This is a genomic window from Kitasatospora arboriphila (genome assembly GCF_039528095.1).
GTDB lineage: Bacteria > Actinomycetota > Actinomycetes > Streptomycetales > Streptomycetaceae > Kitasatospora > Kitasatospora arboriphila.
Genome location: NZ_BAAALD010000154.1, coordinates 1 through 11,126 on the forward strand (window position 1 = coordinate 1; position 11,126 = coordinate 11,126).

At 70.4% G+C, this 11,126-nt stretch carries 8 protein-coding genes; 7 read left to right on the forward strand and 1 reads right to left on the reverse strand.

The annotated features are described in order from the left end of the window. The 7 genes from ABD353_RS37805 to ABD353_RS37835 form a co-directional block, all read left to right on the forward strand. Window positions 1-1,636: peptidoglycan binding domain-containing protein (locus tag ABD353_RS37805; protein WP_344628264.1), on the forward strand; the 1,636-nt coding region annotated here is incomplete at its 5' end. Between the two features lie 307 nt (window positions 1,637-1,943). Beyond that, window positions 1,944-3,659: an ABC transporter family substrate-binding protein gene (locus ABD353_RS37810; RefSeq protein WP_344628265.1), complete on the forward strand. Its 1,716-nt coding sequence runs from the start codon at window positions 1,944-1,946 to the stop codon at window positions 3,657-3,659. Window positions 3,660-4,148: 489 nt separating this feature from the next. Next, complete coding sequence (locus ABD353_RS37815) at window positions 4,149-5,192, forward strand: ABC transporter permease (protein ID WP_030275945.1); 1,044 nt, start codon at window positions 4,149-4,151, stop codon at window positions 5,190-5,192. A 104-nt stretch (window positions 5,193-5,296) separates the two neighbouring features. After that, the gene (locus ABD353_RS37820) at window positions 5,297-7,066 is read left to right on the forward strand and encodes an ABC transporter substrate-binding protein (RefSeq protein WP_344628266.1); all 1,770 of its coding nucleotides are present in this window, start codon (window positions 5,297-5,299) and stop codon (window positions 7,064-7,066) included. A 139-nt stretch (window positions 7,067-7,205) separates the two neighbouring features. Beyond that, the gene (locus ABD353_RS37825) at window positions 7,206-8,192 is read left to right on the forward strand and encodes an ABC transporter permease (RefSeq protein ID WP_030275949.1); all 987 of its coding nucleotides are present in this window, start codon (window positions 7,206-7,208) and stop codon (window positions 8,190-8,192) included. Window positions 8,193-8,255: 63 nt separating this feature from the next. Beyond that, window positions 8,256-9,326: an ABC transporter ATP-binding protein gene (locus tag ABD353_RS37830; RefSeq protein WP_344628267.1), complete on the forward strand. Its 1,071-nt coding sequence runs from the start codon at window positions 8,256-8,258 to the stop codon at window positions 9,324-9,326. Window positions 9,327-9,345: 19 nt separating this feature from the next. Continuing rightward, window positions 9,346-10,431 carry an ABC transporter ATP-binding protein gene (locus tag ABD353_RS37835; RefSeq protein WP_344628268.1) on the forward strand — a complete coding sequence of 362 codons (1,086 nt, stop codon included), beginning with the start codon at window positions 9,346-9,348 and terminating at the stop codon, window positions 10,429-10,431. A 79-nt stretch (window positions 10,432-10,510) separates the two neighbouring features. Here the strand turns inward: ABD353_RS37835 and ABD353_RS37840 are convergent. Further along, a partial coding sequence (locus ABD353_RS37840; RefSeq protein WP_344628269.1) for an oligopeptide/dipeptide ABC transporter ATP-binding protein occupies window positions 10,511-11,126 on the reverse strand: 616 nt, incomplete at its 5' end.

Here is an 11,126-nt window from a genome sequence, read left to right on the forward strand (position 1 = left end):
CCCCCCCGCCGCCCCGCCCCCCCCCCCCCCCGCCGCCCCCCCCGCCGCCCCCGCGCAGGGCCGCCCGGACGGCGGCGGGCAGCGCCCGGCCGGGCGTTTCGCCGCGGACCCGTTCGCCGGGCCCGCGCAGGGCCGCCCGGCGGCCGCCCCCGGTGCGCCGGGCGGCGAGCCGCACCGCGCACCCGCCGATCCGTTCGGCCCCGCCCCGGTGCAGGAGAACCCGTTCCGCACCGGCCCGGCCGACCCGTTCGCCGCGGGCCGGGCGGCCGGCGCCGTCCAGCCGGAGCCCGAGGACACCCAGGTCGGCGGGTTCGAGCCGATCCGCGACGAGGGCCGCCCGGGCGGCTCGATACCCGGCGTGCCGACCGCCAGCCTGTTCGGCTCGGCTCCCCCGGCGGCCGATCCCTTCGCCGGTCCGGCGGACCCGTTCGGCGGGGCGCCCGCACAGCCCGACCCGTTCGCCGCACCCGCGGACCCGTTCGCGCCCGGCCCGGCCCCGGCCGCCGCCGACCCGTTCACCGATCCGTTCGGCGGGGTGCCCGCGCAGGCCGACCCGTTCGGCGGCCCGTTCGGCGCCGCCGCTCCGGACCGGGGACGCCCCGGACCGGCCGCGGCGGAGGCCGCGCCCGCACCGGCCCCGGCGCCCGAGCCGGCGCCCCCCAAGGCCGGATCCGCCGAGCCCGCGCCCAAGAAGCGCGGCAAGGCCCGCAAGCTGGCCGGCTACGCCGTCGGCGGTGTGCTCTTCGCCGGTGCCGCCGCGTACGGCACCGGTCTGATGCTCAACCAGGCCGACATCCCCAAGGGCACCACCGTGCTCGGCACCGACATCGGCGGCGACACCCGCGACCAGGCGGTGAGCGCGCTCGACGACTCGGTGGCCAAGACCGGCAAGGAGCCGATCAAGCTCAAGCTGGGCGGTCAGGCGCTGAGCCTGGACCCGGCGACCGCCGGTCTGAGCTTCGACACCACGGGCACCGTGGACGGCCTGACCAAGCACAGCTACAACCCGGTCGAGGTGATCGGCTCGCTGGCGGGCGGCACCAAGGCGGTCGCGCCGGAGGTCAAGGTCGACCAGTCGAAGCTGAAGGCCGCGCTGGACGAGCTGGCCGCGAAGTCCGGCCAGGGCGTCAAGGAGGGCTTCGTCCGCTTCACCGAGACCGGCCAGACCGAGGTCGTCCCCGGCAAGGCGGGCCAGGGCCTGGACTCCGCGGCGGCCGCGGCCCAGGTCGAGCAGGCGTACCGCGACCGCGCGGCCGGCCGGCCCGAGGGCGAGGTCGCGCTGACGCTCACCGCGGCCCAGCCGAAGGTCGGCGAGGACGCCCTCAAGGCGGCCGCGGCCTCGCTCGGCAAGCAGGTCCTCAACGGCAACGTGACGCTGAAGGCCGGCAAGCTGAAGTGGGACTTCGGCAAGCTGACGGCCAGCAGGGCGCTGACCCTCGCCCCGGACGCCTCCGGCAAGGTCGTCCTCACCTGGGACCTGGACAAGCTGGACACCGCGCTGAACGGCGTCTTCGACAAGGCCAAAACCCGCAAGAACGGGGCGCTCGCCCCGATCACCCCGCAGGACGTCGCCGACGGCATCGCCTCGGTGCTCGACAAGACCGGCAGGGACCGGGTCTTCACCTTCCCCGCCTGATCCCCGCAGGTCCTCGTGGACCGGCCGCTCCCGGCCGGTCCACCCCGCGCACGGCCCCGGAGGCCGGGCCCGCCGGCACCCGCCGGTCCGGGCCCGGCCTCCGCCACGTTCTGGCGGTTACTCGCCAGTGGCGGGGCAAAACCGGGCAAGACACCCGTCCGGGCCACCTCCCGCCCCGCGTTACCAATCCTTGATCGGGACCCGGTCGACAATGCGCGCGCCCGGTCAGCAGGATGTGCCCCCAGCCGAGCCGCCCCAACCCGCGCAGACGGCCGCCCCCGCCGCACCGCCCCGCTGGGAGACCCTCGTGACCAGACCCCGGTTCCCACTCGCCCTGACCGCGTCGGCGGCCGCCCTGGCGCTCGCCCTCTGCTCCTGCGCGAGCAGCGGCGAACCGCCGGCCGGCTCCGACGGCGGCGCCCGCATGGACGGCGGGACGCAGCGGATGACGCTGTCCGCCACCAACCCCCGGCCGCGGACGGCGCTGAAGCGGGGCGGCACCCTGCAGTGGGCGGTGGACCGCCTGCCGACCCAGTGGAACCCGCTGCACGTCGACGGCGCCGAGCCGGCCACCACGGCGGTCATGAAGGCCCTGCTGCCGAGCTTCTGGCACTCCGACGCGGGCGGCACCCAGACGCCCAACAAGGCGTTCCTGCTGGACGCGGCGAGCGGTACCGAGAACGGCCGGCAGACGGTCACCTGGACCCTCAACCCCAAGGCGCACTGGTCCGACGGCACCCCGGTCACCTGGCGGGACCTGGCCGCCACCTGGCGCGCGCTGAACGGCACCGACCCGGCCTACCGGACGGCGACCGCCGCGGGCTTCGACCGGGTCGAGTCGGTCACCCGCGGCAAGGACGACTTCCAGGCCGTGATGGTCTTCCGCACCCGGTTCTCCGAGTGGCAGTCGATGTTCAACAACGCGGCGGACACCCCGCTGCTGCCCGCCGCGCACGCGGGCACCCCCGAGCAGTTCAACACCGGCTGGGCGGACCGCATCCCGGCCACCGCGGGCCCCTTCCGGCCGGCCGGGATCGACCGCGCCACCGGCACGGTCACCCTGGAGGCCGACCCGGGCTGGTGGGGCGAGAAGCCGCTGCTGGACCGGATCGTCTTCCGCGCGATGGACCCGGGCGCCATGGCGGACGCCTTCGCCCGGGGCAGCGTGGACTACTTCGACATCGGCCCGGACGCCACGGCCTACCACCGCGTCGCGGAGGTCGGCACCGGCGAGATCCGCAAGGCCGGCGGCTCGAACGTCCGCGCACTGGTGCTGAACGGCCGCAGCCCGCAGCTGACCGATCCGGCGGTGCGGCGGGCCGTGCTGCGGGCGATCGACCGGGAGTCCATCGCCCGCAGCGGCCTCAAGGGCCTGGACTGGGCGTACACCCCGATGAACAACCACTTCCTGGTGCCGGGGCAGAACGGCTACCGCGACAACTCGGCCGGACTCAGCCAGTACGACGTGGACACCGCGGACGCCGAGCTCGACAAGGCGGGCTGGGACCGGCCGGGCTTCGGGATGCGCAGCAAGGACGGCAAGCCGCTGACGCTCCGCCTGGTCGTGCCGCAGACCGGCCAGGTGGCGGCCGCCGAGAGCACCCAGGTGCTGGAGATGCTGGCCCTCGCGGGGATCCAGGTCACCGTGCAGAAGGTGCCGAACGCCGATTTCCTCGCCACGTACGTGAACCGGCACGACTTCGACCTCACGCTGCTCGACATCACCGGAACCCCTTTCCCTGCAACCTCGTTGGCCAGTACCTTCCAGCAGGGGGCGGGCGGGAACGTCTCCCAGGTGGGCAGCCAGGCGCTCGACGAGGCCATCGCTGACGCCGCGTCGGGCGAGACCGCCAAGGAGGGCTACGAGGCCATCAACCGGGCCGACGAACAGGCGTGGCAGGTGGCCGGCCTCATCCCGCTGTACCAGCGGCCGGCGATCTACGCCGTGCGGCGGGCGGTCGCCAACCTGGGCGCGCCCGGCCTGTCCGACCCGGTCTACGAGGACATCGGCTTCCAGAAGTAGCCGGAGAAGAATGCACGGCGAATACTCGCCAGTGGCGTGAATTTGCCATCCAAGAGCGGGGGCGAATTGCTCGGCGGCACACCCCGGGGATGCCCAAATATTCGACCCGCCTACCGCAAAACACTAGTGTCCGATTATCGGACGGTGCAACGCCGTCGACAATTCGCCCGGGAATACCCAAAACGGACAACAGGTCTACGCGCATCGACCGTTGGCGCCGGCGGATTCGGCGTCCACATAGCGGATGCCACCCCGGCACGTTACGGACGCGTGAACACGCTATACAGCTGTATGTCCGCTTTTGACCGTCTCACAGAGAGCATGTCAAGCGATTCCGCACTACGAAGTGGTTGACATTGCAGCACGAAGCAAGAAATGGGCGTCCGCGAAGTGAGGAACTCTTGACGTTCGATTAACGACTTGCAAGAGTCCGTGCATCCAACTTTTTCTCCTTGCTGCACACAGACCACGGTCGGGAGCTTTAGCACCATGACGACGCCTACCGGGGCCACGACGGACGACGACAGCGTTCTGGTCGGGTCCACATCGGACCTCGACGCCACCAGCACGGCCGACGCTCCGTCAGATCCTGGCTTCCGGGGCCTCTCCCCGGGCAAGCTCATGTGGCGGCGCTTCCTGCGTGACCGCACCGGCGTCGTCAGCGGCGTGATCGTGCTGGCCTTCGTGGTGATCGCCCTCCTCGCCCCCGTCATCTCGATGGTCTACGGCAAGGACCCGGTCACCCACTACGGCCAGAACACGCCCGACCTGCTGACCGACTCCGGTCTGCCGACGGGCCCCAACGGCGGTATGAGCGGCGACTTCTGGTTCGGCCTCGAGCCCGGCCTGGGCCGCGACCTGTTCACCCTGCTGATCTACGGCATCCGCACCTCGCTGCTGATCGCCTTCGCGGTCTCCCTGCTCACCACCGTCATCGGTGTGGCGCTGGGCATCGCGGCCGGCTACCTCGGCGGCAAGACGGACTACCTGATCGGCCGGGTCATCGACGTCCTGATGTCCTTCCCGTCGCAGATCTTCCTGATCGCCACCATGCCGGTGGTCAGCGGCCTGCTGGTCGCCAACAACGAGGCGCAGCCGACCTGGCTGTCCTTCACCGCAGTGACGATCGTCCTCTCGCTGCTCGGCTGGATGTCGCTGGCCCGCATCCTGCGCGCCACCACCCTGTCGCTGCGCGAGCGCGAGTTCGTCGAGGCGGCGAAGGTGACCGGTGCCTCGCCGGCCCGGATCATCTTCAAGGAGCTCCTCCCCAACCTGTGGACGCCGATCCTGGTGCAGTCGACGCTGGCGCTCCCCGCCTTCGTCACGGCCGAGGCCGGCCTGTCCTACCTGGGCGTCGGTGTCACCGAGCCCACCCCCGACTGGGGCCGCATGATCGCCGACGCGGCCCAGTACCTGCGAACCGACATCACCTTCCTGATCTTCCCGGGTCTGGCGATGGTGCTGTTCGTCCTCGCGTTCAACCTGCTCGGCGACTCCGTCCGGGACGCATTCGACCCGAAGGCCAACCGCTGACCCCACCAGCGGGCACCGAGCAGCCCCAAAGACTCCGGGGGGATGGGCACCCCAGCCCCGGGCACCCAACTGAAATGCAGACACCTTCCACAGGCAGGATGAAGATGAACGCTCGCAAGTCGCGGCGGCTCGCCGCCGCCATCATGGTGGCCGGGGCCCTGACCGTCACCACCGCGTGCTCCAGCGGCCACTCCAACGGCGACGGCGCCGCCTCCGGCGCCTCCAAGGAGCCGGTGAAGGCCGCCAGCATCTCGGTCGGCACGGCCGAGGACTCCAAGGGCCCTGCGGCCGCGGAGCCGAACGCGAAGAAGGGCGGCACGGTCAACATGATCGACCGCGACGACTTCTCGCACCTCGACCCGGCGCAGATCTACCTGAACTACAACAGCGAGGTCTCGCTGCTGCTCACCCGTCAGCTGACGGGCTACAAGTACCTGCCGGACGGCACCCAGAAGCTGGTCGGCGACCTCGCCACCGACACGGGCACCACCACCGACGGCGGCAAGACCTGGAAGTTCACGCTGAAGGACGGCGTGAAGTGGCAGGACGGCACCCCGATCACCTCGGCCGACGTCAAGTACTCGATCGAGCGCACCTTCGCCTCCTTCGTGAAGTCGGGCCCGACCTACGTCCAGACCTGGCTCGCCGGTGACAAGTACCGCGAGGCGTACGCCGGTCCGTACGACGGCAAGAGCCTGGACGCCGTTCAGGCGCCCGACGCCAAGACCGTCGTCTTCACCTTCAAGGACGCCCACCCGGACGCCAACTTCACCCTGGCGATGACCGGTTACGGCGTGGTGCCGAAGGCCCAGGACACCAAGGACGCCTACGACAAGAAGCCGTTCTCGTCCGGCCCGTACCAGATCGTCGAGCACGTCACCGACAAGTCGCTCGACCTGGTCCGCAACCCCAACTGGGACCCGGCCACCGACCCGATCCGGAACGCCTACCCGGACAAGTGGCACATGGAGTTCGGCGTCCAGGCGCAGCAGTCCACCGAGCGCTTCATGGCGGACAACGGCGCGGACAAGCTGGCCTTCAGCTTCCACAACCAGGTCCACCCCAGCTTCATCGACCAGGTGAAGGCCGACGAGAAGCTCAAGCCCCGCACGCTCGAGGGCCTGTCGCCGTACGTCGACTACTACTTCATCAACAACACCCGCATCAAGGACCAGAAGGTCCGCGAGGCGCTCATCCGGGCCTTCCCGCACCAGCAGACCCGTCAGCTCCAGGGCGGCACCAGCTACGGCGACTACGCCACCACCTACATGAGCCCGACCGTCCTGGGCTACGAGAAGAGCGACGTCTACGACACGCTCAAGAAGCCGCAGGGTGACCCGGAGGCGGCCAAGAAGCTGCTCACCGAGGCCAACGCGATGGGCCAGACCATCGTCTACGCCTACAACAACACCCCGCTGCAGCAGAAGGTCACCGAGGCGATCCGCGTCGCCCTGGAGGCGGCCGGCTTCAAGTTCGTTCCGAAGCCGCTCGACGCCAAGACCTACTACGACGCCATCGGCCTCACCAACAACGAGTACGACCTGTACTGGGGCGGCTGGGGCGCCGACTGGCCGACCGGCTACACCTCGCTGCAGCCGGTGTGGGACGGCCGCGCGATCGCGGACGGCGCCTCCAACTACGCGCACCTGAACGACCCGGAGGTCAACTCCGCGATCGACGCCGCGGTCAAGATCGCCGACCCGGTCGAGCAGGGCAAGGCGTGGGCGGCCCTGGACAAGAAGCTCCAGCAGAAGGCCGTGTCCATCCCGGACGTCTACCAGCGGTCGCTGAGCCTGTACGGCTCCGGCCTGGGCGGCGTGAAGTACGACACGCTGTTCGGTCTGCAGTCGCCGCTGAACATCTACGTCAAGTAGTCACCGGCACCACGCAGTAGCCGCGGTGGGGCACCGGCCGAACGGCCGGTGCCCCACCGGTCGGCCCCCCTCAGCCCTACCCCGCCCCTGCAAGCCACCGCACCCGCAGCCGGCGCCCCGATCAGGAGAGCCCGACCCCATGCTCCGATTCCTAGTCCGCCGATCCCTCGGCGCCCTCGTCATCCTGCTGATCATCAGCATGATCACCTTCGCGCTCTTCTTCGCCATCCCGGCGGACCCGGCGCGGCTGTACTGCGGCAAGGTCTGTTCGCCCGAGAACCTCGTCCTGATCAAGCACAGCATGGGACTGGACCAGTCCGTCCCCATGCAGTACTGGAACTGGCTGTCGGGCATCTTCGTGGGCCACACGTACCCCGGCGGTGACGTCCCGCACTGTGACGCGCCCTGCTTCGGCTGGTCCTTCGTCAAGAAGGACATGGTCCTCGACACCCTGATGGACCGCTTCCCGACCACGCTGTCGCTGACCGTCGGCTCCGCCGTGGTCTTCCTGGTCTTCGGCATCGGCACCGGCATGCTGGCCGCCCACAAGCAGGGCAAGGCGGCGGACAAGATCGCCAGTGCCGCTTCGCTGGTGGCCACCTCGATGCAGATCTACGTCGCAGGCCCGCTGGCCCTCTGGGCGCTGGTCTACAGCACCGACCTGCTGGACCTGCCCACCTACGTACCGATCACCGAAGACCCGATCGGCTGGTTCACCGGCCTGCTCGTCCCGTGGATCGTGCTCTCGCTGATCTGGACGGCCAACTACACCCGTATGACCCGCTCCTCGATGGTGGAGCAGCTCACCGAGGACTACGTCCGCACCGCCCGGGCCAAGGGCATGTCCGGCACCTCGGTCTTCATGCGGTACGCCTGGCGCGGCGCGATGGGCACCATCGTCACCGTCTTCGGCATCGACCTGGGCGTCCTGCTCGGCGGCGCGATCATCACGGAGAGCACGTTCGGCCTGCACGGCCTCGGTGAGCTCGCGATCCGGTCGTTCATCGACTCCGACCTGTCGATGCTGGTCGGCGTGACCATGGTGGCCGCCACCTTCATCGTGATCTTCAACATCGTGGTCGACGCCGTCTACGCCCTGATCGACCCGCGCATCCGTCTGGCCTGACGGCCGCACCCCTGGCCGCAACCGCAGTTCCCACCTCACGTACCGCACCGAGGAGCCCAGTCCATGACCACCCAGGCCAAGCCCGAGGAGGCGGCCGCCGGCGGCGGCAGCAGCACCGCCTTCCTCTCAGTCCGCGACCTCTCGGTCCGCTTCAGCACCGAGGACGGCGTGGTCCGGGCCGTGGACAACCTCTCCTTCGACGTGGAGCCGGGCACCACCCTCGGCATCGTCGGTGAGTCCGGGTCCGGCAAGTCCGTCACCAACCTGGCGATCCTCGGCCTCCACAACCCCGAGAAGACCGACATCAGCGGCTCGATCAAGCTGGCCGGCCGGGAGCTGGTGGGCGCGCCCACCAAGGAGCTGGAGAAGCTCCGCGGCAAGACGATGTCGATGATCTTCCAGGACCCGCTGACCGCCCTGTCGCCGTTCCACACGATCGGCAAGCAGATCGGCGAGACCTTCCGCAAGCACACCGGCGCCTCCAAGAAGGAGGCCCGGGACCGGGCGATCGAGATGCTGACCAAGGTCGGCATCCCGCAGCCGAACGTGCGCGTGGACGACTACCCGCACCAGTTCTCCGGCGGCATGCGCCAGCGCGCGATGATCGCGATGTCGCTGGTCTGCAACCCGAAGCTGGTCATCGCGGACGAGCCGACCACCGCGCTGGACGTCACCGTGCAGGCGCAGATCCTCGACCTGCTGAAGGACCTGCAGCAGGAGATGGGCACCGCCATCATCCTGATCACCCACGACCTCGGCGTGGTCGCCAACACCGCGCAGAAGATCATGGTGATGTACGCGGGCCGCGCGGTGGAGCGGGGCACGGTGCGCGAGGTCCTCAAGACCCCGCAGCACCCGTACACCTGGGGCCTGCTCTCCTCGATGCCGAACCTCTCCGGCCCGGTCGACGTTCCGCTGCGGCCGGTCCGCGGCACCCCGCCGAGCCTGATCCACCTGCCGTCCGGTTGCCCGTTCAACCCGCGCTGCGACTTCCGCGAGAAGGTCGTCGGCGGCGGCTGCACCACCGAGCGCCCGGCCCTCCTCCCGGAGGCCGGCCACGCGACCGCCTGCCACCTGACGGCGGCCCAGAAGCAGGACATCTTCATCGATCAGATCCAGCCGCGGCTCGGCTGACAGGACGGGCAGAGACACCATGAGCAACGAGCTGACCCTCGACAAGTCCGCGTCGGGCACCCCGGCCTCGACCGACCCGCTGCTGACCATCACCGGGCTGCAGAAGCACTTCCCGGTGATGGACGGCTTCCTGTTCAAGCGCAAGGTGGGCGCCGTCCACGCGGTCGACGGCGTCGACCTGACCGTGCACGCCGGCGAGTCGGTCGGCCTGGTCGGCGAGTCCGGCTGCGGCAAGTCGACCACCGGCCGGCTGGTCACCCGCCTGCTGGAGCCCACCGCCGGTTCGATCTCCTACGCGGGCCGCGACATCACGCACGCCTCGCGCAAGGAGCTCGCGCCGATCCGGTCCGAGATCCAGATGATCTTCCAGGACCCGTACTCCTCGCTGAACCCGCGACACACCGTCGGTTCGATCATCTCCGCACCGATGGAGATCAACGGGATCAACCCGCCCGGCGGCGTCCAGCGGCGCGTCCAGGAGCTGCTGGAGACGGTCGGCCTCAACCCGGAGCACTACAACCGCTTCCCGCACGAGTTCTCCGGCGGTCAGCGCCAGCGCATCGGCGTCGCCCGCGCGCTGTCGCTGAACCCGAAGCTGATCGTGGCCGACGAGCCGGTCTCGGCGCTGGACGTCTCCATCCAGGCCCAGGTCGTCAACCTGCTGCAGCAGCTGCAGAAGGACCTCGGCATCGCGTTCCTGTTCATCGCCCACGACCTCGCCGTCGTGCGGCACTTCTCGCAGCGCGTCGCGGTGATGTACCTCGGCAAGATCGTCGAGATCGCCGACCGCCAGTCGCTGTACGAGTCGCCGCGGCACCCGTACACCCACGCACTGCTCTCCGCGGTGCCGGAGCCGGACCCGGACGACTCCCGTGAGCGGATCCGCCTGGTCGGTGACGTCCCGTCGCCGATCAACCCGCCGTCGGGCTGCCGCTTCCGTACCCGGTGCTGGAAGGCGCAGGACAAGTGCGCGACCGAGGAGCCGCCGCTGGTGCAGCTCTCCGGCAGCCGTGAGGGCCACCTGACGGCCTGCCACTTCCCGGAGGAGGGCACCACCCTCGCCGCCGACGTCCCGGCGCAGCGGGAGACGGCCAAGGAGCTCTGACCCGGCCGCACGGCCTTGAACGAACGGCGAAGGGCCCCTCCACCTGCGGGCGGAGGGGCCCTTCGCCGTTCGTCCGTCGCTACGCCGGCGGGGGCGGGCCGTCCGGCCCGGTGCCCTCGGTGCCGGTGTCGGGCTCCACGGCGTCCCGCTCCACGATGTCCTGCTGCGCCGTGTCCCGTTCCGCCGTGTCCCGTTCCACCGCGCCCTGCTCGATGTCGCGCTCCACCGCGCCCTGCTCGATGTCGCGCTCCGCCGCGAAGTGGCACGCCGACTCGTGCGCGGCCCAGCCCTCCAGCCAGGGGCGGACGGTGAGCAGCGGGACCTCGACGGCGCACTTCTCCTGCGCCTTCCAGCAGCGGGTGCGGAAGCGGCAGCCGGACGGCGGGTTCGCCGGCGAGGGCACGTCGCCGGTCAGCACGATCCGGTCCCGGTCCTCGCGGGCGGCCGGGTCGGGAACCGGGACGGCGGAGAGCAGCGCCTGGGTGTACGGGTGGGTGGCGTGGTCGTAGATCTCCTCGTCGGAGCCGATCTCGACCATCTTGCCGAGGTACATCACGCCGACCCGGTCGGAGATGTGGCGGACGATCGAGAGGTCGTGTGCGATGAACATGTACGACAGCCTGAACTCGTGCTGCAGCTTCTCCAGCAGGTTGATCACCTGGGCCTGGACGGAGACGTCGAGCGCGGAGACCGGC